At 69.4% G+C, this 16,857-nt stretch carries 17 protein-coding genes; 4 read left to right on the forward strand and 13 right to left on the reverse strand.

Annotation, left to right across the window (positions count from 1 at the left end):
* Nucleotides 1–48 precede the first annotated feature (48 nt).
* The 3 genes from EDD90_RS20720 to EDD90_RS20730 are packed head-to-tail and all read left to right on the forward strand — an operon-like array spanning nt 49 to nt 3,613.
* Complete coding sequence (locus EDD90_RS20720; protein WP_123974461.1) at nt 49–573, forward strand: PadR family transcriptional regulator; 525 nt, start codon at nt 49–51, stop codon at nt 571–573.
* The gene (locus EDD90_RS20725; protein WP_123974462.1) at nt 570–1,259 is read left to right on the forward strand and encodes an ABC transporter ATP-binding protein; all 690 of its coding nucleotides are present in this window, start codon (nt 570–572) and stop codon (nt 1,257–1,259) included. The genes EDD90_RS20720 and EDD90_RS20725 overlap by 4 nt, the downstream gene beginning before the upstream one ends.
* On the forward strand, nt 1,256–3,613 hold the full coding sequence (locus tag EDD90_RS20730) for an ABC transporter permease (protein ID WP_123974463.1): 2,358 nt from the start codon (nt 1,256–1,258) through the stop codon (nt 3,611–3,613). Before EDD90_RS20725 ends, EDD90_RS20730 begins: the two co-directional genes overlap by 4 nt.
* A gap of 60 nt (nt 3,614–3,673) precedes the next feature.
* Here the strand turns inward: EDD90_RS20730 and EDD90_RS20735 are convergent, their stop codons facing one another.
* The 7 genes from EDD90_RS20735 to EDD90_RS20770 all read right to left on the reverse strand — a co-directional run bounded on the left by EDD90_RS20735 (nt 3,674) and on the right by EDD90_RS20770 (nt 10,840).
* Nucleotides 3,674–4,102, reverse strand: a complete 429-nt coding sequence (locus EDD90_RS20735) for a hypothetical protein (RefSeq protein ID WP_123974464.1) — start codon at nt 4,100–4,102, stop codon at nt 3,674–3,676.
* Nucleotides 4,103–4,106: 4 nt separating this feature from the next.
* Nucleotides 4,107–4,493 carry a roadblock/LC7 domain-containing protein gene (locus tag EDD90_RS20740; RefSeq protein ID WP_185149172.1) on the reverse strand — a complete coding sequence of 129 codons (387 nt, stop codon included), beginning with the start codon at nt 4,491–4,493 and terminating at the stop codon, nt 4,107–4,109.
* Between the two features lie 59 nt (nt 4,494–4,552).
* On the reverse strand, nt 4,553–5,470 hold the full coding sequence (locus tag EDD90_RS20745; RefSeq protein WP_123974465.1) for a MarR family transcriptional regulator: 918 nt from the start codon (nt 5,468–5,470) through the stop codon (nt 4,553–4,555).
* Between the two features lie 186 nt (nt 5,471–5,656).
* Nucleotides 5,657–7,090, reverse strand: coding sequence for an AI-2E family transporter (locus EDD90_RS20750; protein WP_123974466.1), 1,434 nt, complete (start codon nt 7,088–7,090; stop codon nt 5,657–5,659).
* Between the two features lie 136 nt (nt 7,091–7,226).
* Entirely contained in the window at nt 7,227–7,913 is a 687-nt protein-coding gene (locus EDD90_RS20755; protein WP_123974467.1) for a transglycosylase SLT domain-containing protein, read from the reverse strand.
* A gap of 418 nt (nt 7,914–8,331) precedes the next feature.
* Nucleotides 8,332–9,657, reverse strand: a complete 1,326-nt coding sequence (locus EDD90_RS20760; protein WP_123974468.1) for a PhoH family protein — start codon at nt 9,655–9,657, stop codon at nt 8,332–8,334.
* Between the two features lie 409 nt (nt 9,658–10,066).
* Nucleotides 10,067–10,840 carry an isoprenyl transferase gene (locus EDD90_RS20770; RefSeq protein ID WP_123974470.1) on the reverse strand — a complete coding sequence of 258 codons (774 nt, stop codon included), beginning with the start codon at nt 10,838–10,840 and terminating at the stop codon, nt 10,067–10,069.
* Nucleotides 10,841–11,862: 1,022 nt separating this feature from the next.
* On the opposite strand from EDD90_RS20770, the gene EDD90_RS20775 reads away from it, so the two are divergent.
* Complete coding sequence (locus tag EDD90_RS20775) at nt 11,863–12,375, forward strand: DinB family protein (protein WP_123974471.1); 513 nt, start codon at nt 11,863–11,865, stop codon at nt 12,373–12,375.
* Here the strand turns inward: EDD90_RS20775 and EDD90_RS20780 are convergent.
* From EDD90_RS20780 to EDD90_RS20805, 6 genes are read right to left on the reverse strand one after another with little or no spacing between them, the layout of a single operon-like run.
* Nucleotides 12,359–12,874 (reverse strand): GNAT family N-acetyltransferase, encoded by a 516-nt coding sequence (locus tag EDD90_RS20780; protein WP_123974472.1) that lies wholly within the window; start codon nt 12,872–12,874, stop codon nt 12,359–12,361. The genes EDD90_RS20775 and EDD90_RS20780 overlap by 17 nt on opposite strands.
* Before the next feature lie 44 nt (nt 12,875–12,918).
* Nucleotides 12,919–13,797 (reverse strand): LLM class flavin-dependent oxidoreductase, encoded by an 879-nt coding sequence (locus EDD90_RS20785; protein ID WP_123974473.1) that lies wholly within the window; start codon nt 13,795–13,797, stop codon nt 12,919–12,921.
* A gap of 56 nt (nt 13,798–13,853) precedes the next feature.
* Complete coding sequence (locus EDD90_RS20790) at nt 13,854–14,510, reverse strand: hypothetical protein (RefSeq protein WP_185149173.1); 657 nt, start codon at nt 14,508–14,510, stop codon at nt 13,854–13,856.
* 1 nt (nt 14,511) lies between these two features.
* On the reverse strand, nt 14,512–15,126 hold the full coding sequence (locus tag EDD90_RS20795; protein ID WP_123974474.1) for a hypothetical protein: 615 nt from the start codon (nt 15,124–15,126) through the stop codon (nt 14,512–14,514).
* A gap of 14 nt (nt 15,127–15,140) precedes the next feature.
* The gene (locus EDD90_RS20800; protein WP_260327963.1) at nt 15,141–16,448 is read right to left on the reverse strand and encodes a WXG100 family type VII secretion target; all 1,308 of its coding nucleotides are present in this window, start codon (nt 16,446–16,448) and stop codon (nt 15,141–15,143) included.
* Complete coding sequence (locus EDD90_RS20805; RefSeq protein WP_123974475.1) at nt 16,445–16,756, reverse strand: hypothetical protein; 312 nt, start codon at nt 16,754–16,756, stop codon at nt 16,445–16,447. The genes EDD90_RS20800 and EDD90_RS20805 overlap by 4 nt, the downstream gene beginning before the upstream one ends.
* Between the last annotated feature and the right edge of the window lie 101 nt (nt 16,757–16,857).

Consider the following 16,857-nt stretch of genomic DNA (forward strand, 5'->3'; position numbering starts at 1 on the left):
CACGGTGCGTATACATACCGCGTATACACCGTGTGTAGAGTCAGCGTCATGTCCATCGGTCACACCCTTTTGGGGCTCCTGGAGTCCGGCCCGCGCCACGGCTACGACCTGAAGCGGGCCTTCGACGAGAAGTTCGGTCACGACCGGCCGCTGCACTACGGCCAGGTCTACTCGACGATGTCCCGGCTGCTGAAGAACGGGCTCGTGGAAGTCGACGGCATCGAGGCGGGCGGCGGGCCCGAGCGCAAGCGGTACGCCATCACCGACGCCGGCGTCACCGACGTGGAGAAGTGGCTCGCGACCCCGGAGAAGCCGGAGGAGTACCTCCAGTCGACCCTGTACACCAAGGTCGTGCTCGCGCTGCTGACGCACCGGAACGCCGCCGACATCCTCGACAGCCAGCGCTCCGAGCATCTGCGCAGCATGCGGATCCTCACCGACCGCAAGCGCCGGGGCGATCTCGCAGACCAACTCGTCTGCGACCACGCCCTGTTCCACCTGGAGGCCGACCTGCGGTGGCTGGAACTGACCGCCGCGCGCCTCGACAAGCTCCGCACGGAGGTGTCCAAGTGAACGCTCCCGCCGGTTCGTTGCTCGCGGCCGAGGCGCTGCGCAAGACCTACGGCCCGACCGTCGCGCTCGACGGGGCAGAGTTCTCCATACACGCGGGCGAGGTCGTCGCCCTGATGGGTCCCTCCGGCTCCGGGAAGTCCACGCTGCTGCACTGTCTCGCCGGGATCGTGACCCCCGACGCCGGGTCGATCGTCTACGCCGGGCGGGAGATGGCGACCATGAACGACGCCGAGCGCAGTGCGCTGCGGCGCAGCGAGTTCGGGTTCGTCTTCCAGTTCGGGCAGCTGGTGCCCGAGTTGACCTGTGTGGAGAACGTGGCGCTGCCGCTGCGGCTGAACGGCACCTCCCGCAAGGAGGCCGAGCGGACGGCGCTGGACTGGATGCAGCGCCTGGAGGTCGACGATCTGGGGCGCAAGCGGCCCGGTGAGGTCTCCGGCGGCCAGGGGCAGCGCGTCGCGGTGGCACGGGCACTGGTGACCAGTCCACGGGTGCTGTTCGCGGACGAACCGACCGGCGCGCTGGACTCGCTCAACGGCGAGCGGGTGATGGAGCTGCTGACCGAGGCGGCACGCTCGACCAACGCGGCCGTCGTCCTGGTCACGCACGAGGCACGGGTGGCCGCCTACTCCGACCGCGAGATCGTCGTACGGGACGGGAAGTCCCGGGACATGGAGCGCGCGGTATGAACGCCAGGCAGTGGTCCAGGGATCTGGCCATGGGGGTTCGGTTCGCCTTCGCGGGCGGGCGCGAGGGCTGGTTCCGGGCCACACTGACGGCGATCGGCGTGGGCCTGGGGGTGGCGCTGCTGCTGCTCACCACGGCCATCCCGAACGCGCTCGCCGTGCGCCACCAGCGCGATGTGGCACGGGCGGACTACACGTACGTCTTCGGCCACCCCATGAAGGCCGGCGAGAAGACGTTCGTCGTCGCGGACATCGACACCCCCTACCGCGGCGCCGACATCCGCGGCCGGATGATCCAGCGGGAGGGCGCGCAGGCGCCGGTACCGCCCGGGCTCACCAAGTACCCGGCGCCCGGCGAGATGGCCGTCTCACCCGCGCTGAAGCGGCTGCTGGGCTCCTCCGACGGAACGCTGCTGCGCGCCCGGCTGCCGTACCGGATCACCGCCACCATCGCGGAGAGCGGGCTGACCGGCTCCCAGGAGCTCGCCTACTACGCGGGCTCCGACAACCTCGCCGCCCACATCGACCCGCCGAACGTGGCCCGGATCGACCACTTCGGCAGCCCCAGGTCGCCGGACTCGGAGTCCGACCCGGTCCTCACCCTGCTCGTCCTCGTGGTGTTCGTGATCCTGCTGATGCCGGTCGGCGTGTTCGTCGCGGCCGCCGTCCGCTTCGGCGGCGAGCGCCGTGACCGGCGGCTGGCCGCGCTGCGGCTGGTCGGCTCCGACGGCTGGATGGTACGGCGGATCGCGGCCGGCGAGGCGATGGCGGGCGCGCTGCTCGGTCTTGTCCTCGGCGTCGGCTTCTTCCTGATCGGCCGTCAGCTCGCGGGCACCGCCGAGGTGTTCGGCACCAGCGTGTTCCCGAGTTATCTCAACCCCTCCCCCGTGCTGGCAGCGCTGGTGGCGGTCCTGGTCCCGGCGGCCGCCGTGCTGGTGACCCTGTTCACGCTGCGCGGGGTGGTCATCGAGCCGCTCGGCGTGGTGCGTACGGCGAAGCCCGCCCGCCGCCGGCTGTGGTGGCGGCTGCTGCTCCCGGTGGCCGGTCTGGCCGCGCTCTACCCGATGATCGGGCAGGGCCGCGGCGGGGGCAACTTCAACCAGTACCTCGTGACCGGTGGCGTCCTGCTCCTGCTGGTCGGCGTCACGGCGCTGCTGCCGTGGGTCGTGGAGACGGTCGTCGGCCGACTCGGCGAAGGCGCGGTCGCCTGGCAACTGGCCGTCCGGCGACTCCAGTTGAGCAGCGGTACGGCAGCCCGTATGGTCAACGGGATCGCGGTGGCGGTGGCCGGGGCGATCGCGCTCCAGATGGTCTTCGCGGGCGTCGAGGCCGACTACACCAAGCGGACCACCAACGACCTGACCCGCGCGCAGATGTCGGTCCAGGTTCCGGACGGCGTCCAGGTGCCCGATGTCGCCAAGGCCATGACCGCCACCAAGGGGGTGCTGAAGGTGGTCTCCATCGCCGACGGCCAAGCCGGCGACAAGGACAAGGACCCGAGCCAGACCGCCTCGGTGAGCGTCGGCAGTTGCGCCTCGCTGCGAGAGATCGCGACCCTGCCGTCCTGCCACGACGGCGACGCCTTCGCGCTGAAGGGCTCCGACTCCGAGACCGACTCCGAGACGGCGAAGCTGCTGACGGCCGCGGAGAAGCACGGCCGGACGCTTTACCTCAACCCCGCCTACGTCGGTGACATCCACCACGGCGCCCTGAGCCGCTGGACGGTGCCGACGGGGCTGAAGCAGGCGGAGTCCCGCAAGGACCCCACCGGCTACGAGCGCGGCGGTTTCCTGCTCACTCCGGGCGCACTGCCGCGCGGTGCCAGCACGGCGGTGCAGGGCGTGGTCTACCTGTCCATCGACTCCGGGGTGCGCGACGCCACGGAGTACGTGATCAACACGGCGGTGCGGATCGACCCGCTGATGCAGCCGGAGACGCTGACCTCGGTCGAGCGGGACGGCCAGTTCGAATCCATCCGCACCGGGCTGTTCGTCGGCGCCGCCGCCGTACTGGCGCTGATCGGCGCGAGCCTGCTGGTCAGCCAACTGGAGCAGCTGCGCGAACGTAAGAAGCTGCTGTCGGCCCTGGTCGCCTTCGGCACCCGGCGCCGCACGCTGAGCCTGTCGGTGCTGTGGCAGACGGCGATCCCGATCGGGCTGGGCCTGCTGCTGGCCGGCGTGGTGGGGCTGACGCTCGGCACGGTACTGCTGAAGATGGTCGGCTCCACGGTGCGCGTGGACTGGCCGGGCGTGCTGGCGATGACCGGCTTCGGCGCGGCGGTCGTCCTCGCGGTGACCCTGCTCAGCCTGCCGCCGCTGCTGCGGCTGATGCGCCCAGAGGGGCTGCGCACGGAGTAGCCGCGGCCTCCCCCTTCACATGGGCCCCTTCCCACCGGGAGGGGCCCATGTGCGGTGCGGTCACAGGCTGTGCTCCCGCACCACCCTCCGGGTCTGGGCGAACAGCATGCCGACGTTCACCGATTTACGGCAGACGACCACGGCCACCACGTCCTGCTGCTCGTTCATACGGATGAACAGGTGGGTGAGATTGTCGCTGTTGACCAGGATCTCCTGGAAGAAGTGGTTGTCGGAGGTGATGCCGCGGCGCTCCTTGAAGACGTCCTCGATCATCCCGACCGTCCGGCCCTGGAACAGGTCCAGGGTGGCGCCCGCCAGCAGGTCGAGGACCTCGGCCGGGTGGTTGTCGATCGTCTCGTACGCGAGCAGCATCCCGGTGGACATGTCGACCACTCCGGACGCGACGCACTCCGGCGCCTCGTTCCGCAGCGATTTGACCAGGCTCATCACCTGGTCCGAGAAACTTGCGGCCATGCGTTTCGTCGCCATCCCTTCACACTCCCTCTGGAGCCTTCTCGGTGAGGATCGAGCCGATGCGGTCGAGGGCCGGATGGGTCGCCCGGTGCAGGCGGTCCACGTCCATCCCCTCGTCGCCGAGGACGACCATCAGGGCGGTGTCGCCGACGGCGTAGAAGGCGACGCAGCCGTGGCTGCCGTACGTCACCGTCTGCCGCAGCACACCGCGCGCGGTGGCCTCGGCGGTGCGGCGCGCAAGGCCGAGGCCGGCGGCCGCGAGGGCGGCGAGGCCCTCCGGATCGATGGAATTCGCCGTGTCGGCGGCTATCAGCATTCCGTCGGCCGCCGCCAGGGCCGTGTCGGTGATTCCGGTGACCCGTTCGCGCAGCCCGCGCATTTCCTGCGCCAGGGCTTCGTGATCCATGTGCTCAACTCCCTTGTTCCTGACTGAATTCGACCGCTACGGCAATCAACCCGCGCTTCTCATTTGGCGGTTCCGTGCCGGAGCCGGAAGAACCCTTTCCAGCTCGCCCCGCTCTTGGACGGGCCGAGGGCTTCGGTGATGCCGCTGGCGCCCGGCTCGCGGCGCGGCAGTTCGGCGGGGACGGGGATCGGCTCCGGAGCCGGCGGCGGGGGCGGGGGCGGGGGCGGCGTTTCCCGGTGCCGTACGACCGGTGCCCGCACCGGCATCCGGATCGGGATCGGTGCGGTCGGGCCGGCGCACTCCAGCAGCCCCTCGCCGAGCATCCGGGCGACCTCCACTGTGACCGTGTAGACCCCGCGCCCGGTGCGGAAGGCCAGGTCGCGGGCGGTGCGGCGGCCGTCGGCGTGGCCCATCAGCTCCCGCTGCAGCGGGGTGAGGGGGCGGTCGACCGCGGCGGGCAGCGGGCGTTCCCGGTCGGGGCGCACGGGGTGGGGCAGGGCGGCCAGGGCGGCCAGTTTGCGGTTCGCCTCCTGGAGCAGCCGGGCGGGCGGCTCGCCGACGGCGACGGGGGCGTACGGCTCGGTGCCGAGGACCGCCTCGCAGCCGTCCACCCGGCCGGCGACGATGGCGAAGGCCGCGTCCTGCAGCGCCATCACGCAGACCACTCTGAGCTGGGCCGCCCCCGCGTAGCCGTGGGCGATCAGGCCGGCGACCGGCCAGCGGGCCCCGCCGGACTCCCGTACCAGCTCGGCCCACTGCTCGCCGTCGATGCGGTCGGAGCGCAGCAGCAGCGCCTCGGGGCCGGGGGCGCCGGGGCTGTCGGCTGCGACCACCAGCCCGGCGCGCAGATGGAAGGCACCGCCCGGGCTGCCCGGCACCCGCAGTTCTCCGCTGAATCCCTCGCGTCCGCACGCGATCAGGGCGTGCGCGAGCCGGCCGTAACCGGCCCTGCCGAGGGGATCCCGAACCTCCGACATCGCCCCCCTTGGCATATCGGCATTTCGCACAGACGCCTGACGCGTCGCACCGAGGAGGTAGGTGTATCAGTTCGAGAGCGCATTCCAGCGACGGATTTCCCACCTGTCGCCGGCTGATGGAAGTTGGACTATTAGGCCACTCAAATCACTTTGTTCGACACTCATTTGATCGAACGGAGGGCGAAGTCAGGCACCCCCGCCGAGGAGTTGGTCATCATGCGCGGCCGCATCCTCGATCTCCTCGATCTCCTCGATCTCCTCGACCGCCTCGGCCCTCTCGGTCTCCTCGGGATCGCCGACGGGGGCCGGTTCGGGTGGTGGGGCGCCGTCGTCGGGCTCCGCGTCCACGTACCACTCGTTGGAGTACTGGCGCAGATAGCTGACCACCGTGTTCGAGACCGCCACCAGCGGTACGGCCACCACCGCGCCGCCGATGCCCGCGACCATGCCGCCGGCCGCGACCGAGAGGACCACCGCGAGGGGGTGGACGCGGACGGCCCTGCCGAGGATGAACGGCTGGAGGATGTGGCCCTCGATCTGCTGCACCGCGAGGACCACGGCCAGGGTCATGACCGCCGTGAACACGCCCTGGGTGACCAGCGCGACCACCACCGCCAGGGCCCCGGAGGCGACCGCGCCGACCAGCGGGATGAAGGAGAACAGGAAGATGAAAACGGCGAGCGGGACGGCCATCGGGACGTTCAGGAAGTAGATGCCCAGGCCGATGCAGATGGCGTCGATGAGGGCGACCAGGACCGTGCCCCGGACGTAGGCGGTGAGCGTACGCCAGGCACGCGGGCCGGCGCCGCCGACGCCCTCACGGGCGGCGGAGGGGACGAGCTTCAGGAACCACTGCCAGATGCGCGCGCCGTCGTACAGCAGGAAGAGCGTCGAGAAGAAGACCAGCAGGATGCCGGTCAGGGCCTCCACGACGACCTGGACGCCCTCCAGGCCGAACGACGTTATCTGGTCGGTGTTGGCGCCGATCGCCTCGCGGAGGTTCTTGGCGATCTGGTTGATCTGTTTGTCGGTGACGTGGAACGGGCTCTTCAGCAGCCAGTCGCGCAGATCGTCGATGCCGCTCTGGATCTGGTTGGAGAGCGTGTCGGTGTTCTCCATGACCTGCCAGATCACGAACCAGCCCATCAGGCCGATCACCACGAACCCCAGGATCGCGGTGAGTGCGGTGGCCGGGCCGCGCGGCACCCCGCGGCGGCACAGCCAGGCGACCGTGGGCTGGAGCAGCGCGGTGACCAGCAGCGCGATGACGAAGGCGAAGACGACCAGTTGTACGGCGCTGATGACCCGCATCAGGACCCAGACCGTGCCGGCCAGCACCAGCAGCCGCCAGCCGGCCTCGGCGGCGACCCGTACGGCCCAGGGGACGGCCGTCACGGGGTCGGGGCGGGGGCGGGGGCTGGTCGGAGGCTTCCGGGCGGCGGGCACGGGCGTGGAGGCGGAGGCGGAGGCCGGGACGGGTGACGCCGCCGGCACGGGCGCGGGCGCTGGGGGCGGTTCCGGCTCGGTGCGCTCCACCTCGGCCCTGCGCTCGTCCAACCGCTCGCCCATCTCGGTGAGTCCCGCACCGAGCCGGCCGAGCCACTCCGGCACTCGCGACATGATCCGCCCTCTTCCCCCGCGTCCTCGGGTGCTCCTCACCACTCCCCCCTGGAGTCGTTCGGTCCGACCGTACAGGGCGACAGCCCCTCCCCCTAGGACGGGGAGGGGCTGTCGGAGGTTGAGAAAGAGGTGTGTCTCAGTACCAGCCGTTGGCCAGGTGGAACTGCCAGGCGGCACACGGGCTGCCGTACCGGCTGTTCATGTAGTTGAGACCCCACTTGATCTGGGTGGCCGGGTTGGTCTGCCAGTCGGCGCCGGCGGAGGACATCTTGGAGCCGGGCAGGGCCTGCACGAGACCGTAGGCGCCGGAGGAGGCGTTGACGGCCTGGTAGTTCCAGCTGGACTCGGTGTTCACGATGTCGCTGAAGCACTGGTACTGACCGGACGCGACCATCTGCTTGGCCATCGCCTGGACCTGCGCGACCGTGTACGAGCTCTGGACCGGGAAGCTGGACGCGGAACGGCTGGCCTCCGTCTTGGCCTGGGCGCGCTCCTTGGCCTCCTTCGCCGCCTGCTCGGCCGCGGCCTTCTTGGCGGTCGCGGTCTTGGCGGCTGCCACGCGGGCGGCCTGCTCGGCGTCCTTCTTGGCGCTCGCGTCGGCCTGGATGGCCACGGCGTCGGCCTGCTGCGTCAGGGAAGCGGTCTGCACCGTCGCCTGCTGACCTGCGGGCAGGTCGGCCAGGAGCGTGGTGTCGGCTGCTGTCGCCTCTGCGTCGTTGTTCGGCTGCGCCACGCTGCCCGAGGCAACACCGACGACGCTTCCGACAGCGGTGACCGCGGTGGCCGATGCCACTGCGAATCCCCGGACCGAAATCCGGCTCACACGGTTTCCTTCCAGCAGCGCCCGCTTGGGTGACCCTGGCGGACGCAATCGTGCCCCTGGCGCTGGCCTCCTCACTACTTGGGTCACGGGAGACACGGGCCCGGTGGGCAACTCCCTCGAAGGGAGCGCCGCGTGGTGCTCGGGCGGCATACGACGTCGCTATGGAATTGATGTGGCGCTTCTGTTGTTCCGTACCGCTGGGGGTACAGGTGTGTCGTATGCGGGGCCTGACAGGAGTGAGACTCTGCCGTAACCGGACGCCGGGAGGCAATTCCGAGTTGCGTGTGAAAGCTCACATCCCGTTTCCCCCCGGGGATTTCAGGAAACCGCCACACGCGAAGGCGCCGCCCGACTAGGCTCAGGGCCTTTGCCGGACGGCGCCAACCGGTGGGTAATCAACCCAAGTTGGACACGGCGATCAGATGTGCCCGTCCTCCAGCATTTCGGTCACAAGTGCGGCGATCTGGGACCTCTCGGACCGGTTCAGGGTGACATGCGCGAAGAGCGGATGCCCCTTCAGCTTCTCCACCACGGCGACCACACCGTCGTATCGTCCCACCCGCAGATTGTCCCTTTGCGCCACATCATGGGTCAGAACGACCCGTGAATTCGCGCCGATCCGGGACAGAACGGTCAGCAGGACGTTCCGTTCCAGCGACTGGGCCTCGTCCACGATCACGAAGGCGTCATGGAGGGAACGGCCGCGGATGTGGGTGAGCGGCAGCACCTCCAGCATCCCGCGGGCGGTGACCTCCTCGATGACCTCGCGGCTGGTGACCGCGGAGAGCGTGTCGAAGACCGCCTGCGCCCAGGGGCTCATCTTCTCCGCCTCGGAACCGGGCAGATAGCCCAGCTCCTGGCCGCCGACCGCGTAGAGCGGACGGAAGACCATCACCTTCTGGTGCTGGCGGCGCTCCAGGACCGCCTCCAGCCCCGCGCACAGCGCCAGCGCCGACTTGCCGGTGCCGGCCCGGCCGCCCATCGACACGATGCCGACGTCCGGGTCGAGCAGCAGATCGAGCGCGATGCGCTGCTCGGCACTGCGGCCCTTGATGCCGAACGCCTCCCGGTCGCCCCGCACCACCCGGATGTTGCCCTCGGCCGTCACCCGGCCGAGCGCCTTGCCGCGCTCCGACTGGATGGTCAGACCGGTGTGCACGGGGAGGTCCGCGGCCTCCGGGGCGTACACATGGCCTTCCTCGAAGAGGATGTCCACCTGTTCGCCGGACAGGGTCAGTTCGGACATTCCGGTCCAGCCGGAGGAGTCCGTGATGGCGAGTTCGGCGCGGTACTCCTCGGCGAGGAGGCCGACCGACGACGCCTTGATCCTGAGCGGCAGGTCCTTCGAGACGACGGTGACGTCGTACCCCTCGGCCTGCAGATTCCGGGCCACCGCGAGGATGCGGGAGTCGTTGTCCCCCAGGCGGTAGCCGCTCGGCAGCACACTGGGGTCCGAGTGGTTGAGCTCGACACGGATCGTGCCGCCGAGATCGCCGATCGGGATGGGGGCGTCGAGACGGCCGTGCCGGACCCGGTAGTCGTCGAGCAGGCGCAGTGCCTGCCGGGCGAAGTAACCGAGTTCGGGATGGTGCCTCTTGGCCTCCAGTTCCGTGACCACGACGATCGGGAGCACTACCTCGTGCTCCTCGAAGCGGGCCATGGCGTTCGGGTCGGCCAGCAGGACGCTGGTGTCGAGAACATAGGTGCGCCGGTCGGACTTGCGGCGCGTTGTGCTGGTCACCACGGAAGGACGTACCCCCTCGGATGAGGTCGGGGAGCGACGAAAGCGAGCTGGACCGGTCGACGGCCGCCCTGCACGGGCCGAAAACCGGCCCCCCGCTGCTTCTTCCGTGCCGTGACCGCACGGTCGGGCTGGTGCAAAGGGCCTCCCGGGCGGACGGCCCCGAGCCGCCCGCTGAGATCCGATGCCCGTGGTTCGGGCATCGACCTGCTTGGCTTATGCCCTCGAACATGCGCCGCCATGCAACGGTCTGCAACGACGCGCAGGTGAACTCCGCGTTACTCGCGCCCCGAAATGGGTGATTTACGCCTCATGGGTGACGTGAGGTCATCCACCGTGACGGATGGGTCATCCAGCGTGACGGCCCCGCCTGGCATCGTATGCCGTGTTGACGACCGCCGTCACGATGAGGTCACCCGCCGTAGCGGCGGTGGCGGGCCGCGTAGTCACGCAGGGCGCGCAGGAAGTCGACCTTGCGGAACGCGGGCCAGAAGACCTCGCAGAAGTAGTACTCGGAGTGCGCGGTCTGCCAGAGCATGAATCCGGACAGCCGCTGCTCGCCGCTGGTGCGGATCACCAGGTCCGGGTAGGGCTGGGCGCCGGTGTAGAGGTGACGGCCGATCATGTCGACGTCGACGGAGTCGGCGAGGGCCTCCATCGAGACGCCCTTGTCGTTCGCGTCGAGGATCATCGAGCGGACGGCGTCGGCGATCTCCTGGCGGCCGCCGTAGCCGATGGCGACGTTCACCAGTATTCCCTCGACGTGCGCGGTGGCCTCCTCGGCCTCCTTCAGCGCGGTCTGCATCTGCGAGGGCAGCAGGTCGGGGGTGCCGACATGGTGGACACGCCAGCGGCCGTCGGCGGCGAGGGTGCGGACGACGTCCTCGATGATGCCGAGGAGGGGGACCAACTCCTCCTTGGCACGGTCGAAGTTGTCCGTGGACAGCAGCCAGAGGGTGACGACCTCGACATCGGTCTCGGAGCACCAGCCGAGGAATTCCTCGATCTTCTCGGCGCCGGCGCGGTGGCCGTGCACGGTGGTGGAGCCCGCGGCCTTCGCCCAGCGGCGGTTGCCGTCCATGATGACGCCGATGTGCTTGGGCACCTGTGCGTGGTCCAGGTGGCCTTCCACCCGGCGCGCGTAGAGCCTGACGAGCAGGCCGCGCAGCTTGTCGCGCAGGTTCACTTGAAGTCCGCCCCTCGTGATTCGGCTGCGGGAATGCGGGAGTCCGCGGGCCGAAGCCTACCCCGCTGGGAGTTGGGCGGTGGGGCTCGGGTTGGCGCCCACAGGGGTGGGGCTTGGGCCGTTCGGCGGCGGCCGGCTTCGTCGTGGCTGGTCGCGCAGTTCCCCGCACCCCTTCGGGGGCGTGGCACCGAGGGCGCCTGAAAAGTGGGTGAAAACCGCGGACAAAAAAACGGGCCGGTCCGTGGGGGGGAGACGGACCGGCCCGAGGGGGGGTTTCCACCATAACCCTTTGTAAGTGATGCTGCGTGCATCGGCGCGCCTCAACTACTCTCCGCAGTCGCCCGACGACGCCGCGATGGGCCTGGAACGCTGGATTCAAGGGTCTCGCGTGGCCGGTTCGCAGCGGAATCCCAGGAAATGTTGCCGCATACGGGGAGATCAAGAGGGTTAGAGCCGTCTTGGGGATGCCTCGGCGGGTTGTTCGCCCATCCCCCCGACGGGCGACTCCGGCTGCGAACGGCGGCTTGACGGCAGCCCCCGGGGTATTGCGGCACCGCGCAGCCCCCTCCACTGCGCGGTGCCGCCCGCGCAGCTTTGCTCACGCGAATTACCTTGGTCTGAACTTACGTGAGTCATTTGGTTGATGTGAACCCTCAGCGGTAACGATGTGGGAACGCTGTGACAAGAGGAGATGAACGGGAAGGGTGAACATTCACTTATGCGTAGCTCCATGAACTAAGGAAGGACTTGACCTCATTGACCCATGGCGTCACGACATGCCCAGCGGGGATCGTTTGTGATCACCCGGGCCGGAGCGGGCGTCCGACGGCTCGGACGGCGGTTCCTGGCCATTCTTCGCCACCTGGCATTCCAAGGCCGGTGGATCAAGCCCGGTCCGCGACTCGCCCGGCCTGCTCGGCTCGCTCGGCCTGCTCGGCTCGCCCGGCTTGCTCGGCTCGGTGCAGGTCATGTCCCCCACGATCGCAGCGGGTTGTCGGTCCCCGCTGCTAGTTTCGTCCGCCATGACCACAGACGGCGGCAAGTACACCACTGGTGAGAAGGAAACCCTGCGAGCGAGCCTGGAACGGCACCAGGACGCGGTGCTGTGGAAACTGGAGGGCCTCGACGACGAACAGCTGCGCCGGCCGATGACCCCGTCCGGGACGAACCTGCTCGGACTGGTGAAGCATCTGGCGTCCGTGTACTACGGCTGGTTCGTGGAGACCTTCGGCGAGGAGGTCGAGCCGCTGTGGTTCGACCCGGCCACCGAGGACATGGCGGCCGGCCCCGAGGAGACGACCCAGCAGATCATCGACTTCTACGGCCGTGCGCGCGCCGCGTCCGACCGGGTGATCGCGTCACGGCCGCTGGAGACCCTGGGCCGGCCCTCCTGGCACGACATGACGGTCTCGCTCCGCTGGGTCCTGGTCGACATGATCGAGGAGACGGCCCGGCACGCCGGGCACATGGACATCCTGCGGGAACTGATCGACGGCGCGACGGGCGCACACCCACCGGTCACGGCAACGGCGTGACCGGGTCGTAGGCGGCCGCCCCCGTCCCGGAGTCGCCGCGCAGGACGAGCAGCACATACCCCTCGTCCACGGGGTGCTCCGGGTCGTCGTCGGCCGGGACGAACCCGCTCTTCTCCAGCAGCCGTACCGAGGCGGTGTTCGCGGCGAAGGGGTCGGCGTACAGGGGCCGTACGGTCTCCTCCCGGAGGAAGAGGGCGAGGGCGCGACTGCCGACGCCCCGCCTCCAGTACGCCCGCCCGAGCCAGTACCCGGTGAACCGCCGCTCGCCCTCCCACCAGGCGACGATGTTCCCCGCGACCTCCCCGTCCACGAGAACGGTCCGCACCAGGCCGCTCGGATCCCCGAGCACCCTCTCCCTCCAGTGCCGCAGAAAGGCCTCCCGCGGCCGGGGCGTGAACCTCGACCGCCGGACGGCTTCCGAGTCGTGCTCGTAGGCGAGGAAGAACTCGAGGTCGTCGTCCAGCACGGGACGCAGGCGAACGTCATCGGTCGTCGTCATGCCTGTGAGTGTGGCACCAGCCACTGACACCGCCCCTTTTGTTGCTACGGCACGAGCGGCCGGACCTCCTCCGCGGTGAACCGTACGAAGCCCTCGGGGTCGGGCTCGTCCCCCGTCGGCTGGAGGATCACGGTGTCGGCACCGGCCTCCACGAGCCGCTGCACGGACTTGGCGACGGCTCCCGCGTCTCCGGCGACACCGAGGTCGGGGACGGACTCCAGCCCCTCCTCGACAAGTTCGGCGCGAAGCCGGTCGGCGGCGTCGGGCCCGGTGGCAGTCAGGAGATAGACCACGACCTCATGCCGCTCGTCCTCCCCCCGCCCGGCAGCGGCCCGCCCCTCCTCGATGAGCCGCCGCGCCCGGCGGACGCCGTCGGGTGGGGTGGCGGCGGTGAGAACGGTCCCGTCGGCGGCCGCACCGCTGAGCCGCAGGGAGCGGGGGCCTGTGGCACCGGCGAAGACAGGAACGGGCCCGGCGGGCGGCCAGTCCAGGGCGACATCGTCGAGCCGGACGTACCGCCCGCTGACGGTGAGCCGCTCCCCTCGCAACAGCGCCCGGAGGGCGTCGAGATGCTCCCGCAGCAGGGTCACCGGCGACTCCGCACGGGCCCCGACCTGCCCCATCCAGTCCTGCACACCGTGCCCGACCCCGAGGACGGCACGCCCCGGGAACATCCGGTGCAGCGTTGCGGCCTCCATGGCGGTGATGGCGACGTTCCGCAACGGCACGGGCAGCAGCCCGACCCCGATCCGCACCCGCTCGCTCCAGGCGAGCGCGGCAGCGGCAGCCGAAATCCCCCCTTCCCGAAAACAGTCCTCCCACAGCCACAACTCTTCGAGCCCCACGTCATCAGCAAGCCGAACCACGTCACGCAGCCGCTCGGGGGGTAGTTGGGGGCGAAACACAGCGCCGAGTGCAGTCATGGGGATGTCCTACCGGGGGGCCGAGGCCGCGACAACTCCTTTTGACCGCAGAGGACTTACGAGGAAGCCGAGCTCGGATCCGGTAGACGTACTCCTGCACGGCGGGCGCGTTCGAGAGCAGCCGGACTCGCGCCACAGGGATCGGCGACGCCTCGCTTGTTCATCGGGCGCTGATGGATCACATAGAAGCGACGGGGCCCGGGGGCCGCGATGACGGCGGCGAAGCGGGGGTCGCCAGCGAACCACACTTCCCTGGCCTGCGCGGTCTTCTCACTGGCGTGGCCGCGCCCGAGACGTCGTCTCCACCACATCGACCGAATGTGCGACTTCAGAATCATCGGCAGCTTCTCATCCGGACGCTCGGGATTGGGGAAGCGCAGCCAGACGTCCCCGGCGGTGGCTTCTGGAATCTTCCCGATCCCGCTCTCCGGCTCCTCGAACGCCTGCCACGGGTAGGCGCGCAGCAACCGTCGTGTGTGGAAGGCCCAAGAGATATAGGCCGGTTGGAGAAAGGCACGGTAGGCGCAGTAGAGCAGAGGAACGAAGAGGAGCCACAGCGTCCAGCTGATCGACATGATCACGTACCAGGCCAGCAGGCCCAGCCACGCGGCGGGCCACAAGATCTGGCCCAAAAACGCGCAGGTGACCAGCCTTGCCCAGGCACTGCGGGTCGCGGGATCGTCCCAGGCCGTGGGGTGATGCGTGGGGGGCATGTCAGTCCTTGTTCGGTACGACATCGGAATCGGACGCATCCGGAAGCGGGTCTTCGAAACTGACCGAACCGGCGATGTCCCTGAGCAGATCGCGGTAGTGCTCGGCATGCCGGACAGCTGTCGTGGCCAACGAGAGAATCGCGATGCGTCGGCCGTCGAAGCACGGAACATGCGCAGTGACCTGAAGGAGTTCGTACGGGGCGCCGAGGCCAAGTTCCGATGGCGCGTCCAGACGTGTCTGCACAAGCGCGGCCGGACCGCACGGCAGGTCCAAAGACTCGATGTGCTCTGCCTCTTCCGCGCCGACGACCGCCCGTGCCGCATGGACACTGCGCGGGACCCAGCCGGTGGCTCGCCAGGCAAGCGTGAAGAGAGACAGCAGCGGTCCGCCATCCCCTTCGTCGTCCGAGTGGAGACCGAGGCAACAGTGCACCGCTCCGGCCTCCACGAACAGCCGGGCTAGCCGGAATACCGGACCGAGACCGGTGAGCGGCCCCGGCGCCTGTGCCGGATCGTGTGCAGCCGCCATCAGCTCCTGGAGTGGAAGTGGCACGAAGCCGGGAGGCAACGCGAACCAGACCTGGGCATCCTCGCTGCGGGCGGAGTCGTCGACCACATAGGCGGCACCTCTCATGACGCTTCCCCCGCACCGCGCAGCAGGAAGTGAAGCGCACCCGCTGTCGCCGGAACGTCGAGTCCCAGGGTTCTCGGCCCGTCGAGCAAGTTGTTGACCGTCTTGGCAGTGTCGTTGTCCAAGGCGCCGACGAAACTGCTCGCGACACCGTAGACGGCCGTGCCGGCTCCCAGGATCGTCGCCGGTTTGTCGACCTTCTCGACGATCGGCGCCAGCCGTCCGCCCAGCACACGGGGATGCGACAGGACGCTCACAGCTCCCTCTGCCGCTGCTGCTTCCGTCCGGATCGAGACACCCACCGTCTTGATCGACGTCCCTGCCCTGACCCCGACCCTGGCAATTCTCTGCCCCAGGGTCAGCACCTCCTCGGCCTCACCGGCCGGTCCCGCGGTGGCGGACAGCAGCTCGGGAGCTTTCATGACCCCTTTGGCCACCGCCCCCAACCCCGGCAGCATTCCGAGGAAGTCGCCCGCGACCCCCAGCAGGTTGCACCAGAAGTCGATGTCCAGTTCGCCCTTCGTGAAGCCGTCCTCCAGGGACGCCAGCACTTCCGGGTCACTGACCCGCAGGCCGAAGGCCGTTGCGCTGAGCAGGCCCGCCGCGAGGAACAACAGCCACGGGGCGATCGCCGTGAGACCCAGCAGTGCGATCACGCCCAGGACCGCGGCGCACGCGCTGAGAATGTCCGGGAGGTTGTCTCCGACCCAGTCCGTGAACTTGTCCCACGCACCCGGCTCGTGAGGCGCCAGCCTGTGCGTGGCGTCGATGATGTGCCGGGCCCGCTTGCGTGCGGTGTCCTCGTGCTCGCCCGCGAGGGAGCGGGCGCGTTTCAGCACGTCGTCAAGGTCGCCCTGTGCCGTCTCGACCCTGCTGTCCGCCTTGTCGAGAGCCACGCCCCCGTCGACGCGGGCGTGGCCCGTGCCCGACTTCGCCTTGTCCGCGTGCCCCTGCGCACGCCGCAACGCCTCACGCGCGGTCTCGGCCTCACCGTCGAGCTTCTTCGCACGCCGCTGGAACTCACCCAGTTCCATGGCCCACAGATCCAGCTGTTTCGCGGCCTTGTCGACGGATCGGGCGCCGTTCTTCAGGTTGAGCGGCAACGGCCCGCCCTCCAGTTGCTCGCGGAAGGCGACGGCCGCGTCCCCCTCCCAACAGCTGCCGTTCATCAGCCTGGCGACCTTGGAGCGCGCCTTCTCCATCTCTACGGCGCAGTCGGACAGCCTGCGGTGCATGTCCCGCACAAGGTCCATGTCACCCGGAGCCGGGTTGAAGCCGAGGTGGGGATAAGGGCCGGTGCTCGTCACTGACTCCCGCCCTTTCTCCTCGCCTTTTCCAACGCCCTCTCCAAGGCCACGTCCACCTCGTGAAAGTCGTCCTTGGCCTTCCTGGTGATCTCCGTGAGCTCCCCGATCTGTTCGGCGATCTCCTTCGCTCCGTGGTGCCAGTCCTCTTGGAACCGGTCGCACGCGTCGTCCAGATCGCCCGTGCCCAGGCCGTTGACGCCTGGGTCGTGCAACACCTTCTGCAGCGCGACGAACGAGTTCCTGGCCCTCGTCAGGTCCTTGAAGAACTTGTCGAGCTCCGAACCGTCGACCTTCAGCCGGTCAGCCATGGGCTCCTCGTCACGTCGTGGCACTCGTGCGTCAGCGGTGGGCCGACCGGACCTCCTGGACCGGGACGCCGTGGTGGTTTCGAGCGCCAGATGGAGCGGTT

This window comes from Streptomyces sp. Ag109_O5-1, assembly GCF_003814875.1.
GTDB lineage: Bacteria > Actinomycetota > Actinomycetes > Streptomycetales > Streptomycetaceae > Streptomyces > Streptomyces sasae.

Bases quoted from the DNA above. Each gene is read 5' to 3' on its own strand.
- EDD90_RS20775 (WP_123974471.1), top strand. From the start codon at position 11,863: ATGACCACAGACGGCGGCAAGTACACCACTGGTGAGAAGGAAACCCTG.
- EDD90_RS20780 (WP_123974472.1), bottom strand. From the start codon at position 12,874: ATGACGACGACCGATGACGTTCGCCTGCGTCCCGTGCTGGACGACGAC.
- EDD90_RS20745 (WP_123974465.1), bottom strand. From the start codon at position 5,470: ATGTCGGAGGTTCGGGATCCCCTCGGCAGGGCCGGTTACGGCCGGCTC.
- EDD90_RS20785 (WP_123974473.1), bottom strand. From the start codon at position 13,797: ATGACTGCACTCGGCGCTGTGTTTCGCCCCCAACTACCCCCCGAGCGG.
- EDD90_RS20735 (WP_123974464.1), bottom strand. From the start codon at position 4,102: ATGGCGACGAAACGCATGGCCGCAAGTTTCTCGGACCAGGTGATGAGC.
- EDD90_RS20790 (WP_185149173.1), bottom strand. From the start codon at position 14,510: ATGCCCCCCACGCATCACCCCACGGCCTGGGACGATCCCGCGACCCGC.
- EDD90_RS20740 (WP_185149172.1), bottom strand. From the start codon at position 4,493: ATGGATCACGAAGCCCTGGCGCAGGAAATGCGCGGGCTGCGCGAACGG.
- EDD90_RS20730 (WP_123974463.1), top strand. From the start codon at position 1,256: ATGAACGCCAGGCAGTGGTCCAGGGATCTGGCCATGGGGGTTCGGTTC.
- EDD90_RS20805 (WP_123974475.1), bottom strand. From the start codon at position 16,756: ATGGCTGACCGGCTGAAGGTCGACGGTTCGGAGCTCGACAAGTTCTTC.
- EDD90_RS20750 (WP_123974466.1), bottom strand. From the start codon at position 7,090: ATGTCGCGAGTGCCGGAGTGGCTCGGCCGGCTCGGTGCGGGACTCACC.
- EDD90_RS20720 (WP_123974461.1), top strand. From the start codon at position 49: ATGTCCATCGGTCACACCCTTTTGGGGCTCCTGGAGTCCGGCCCGCGC.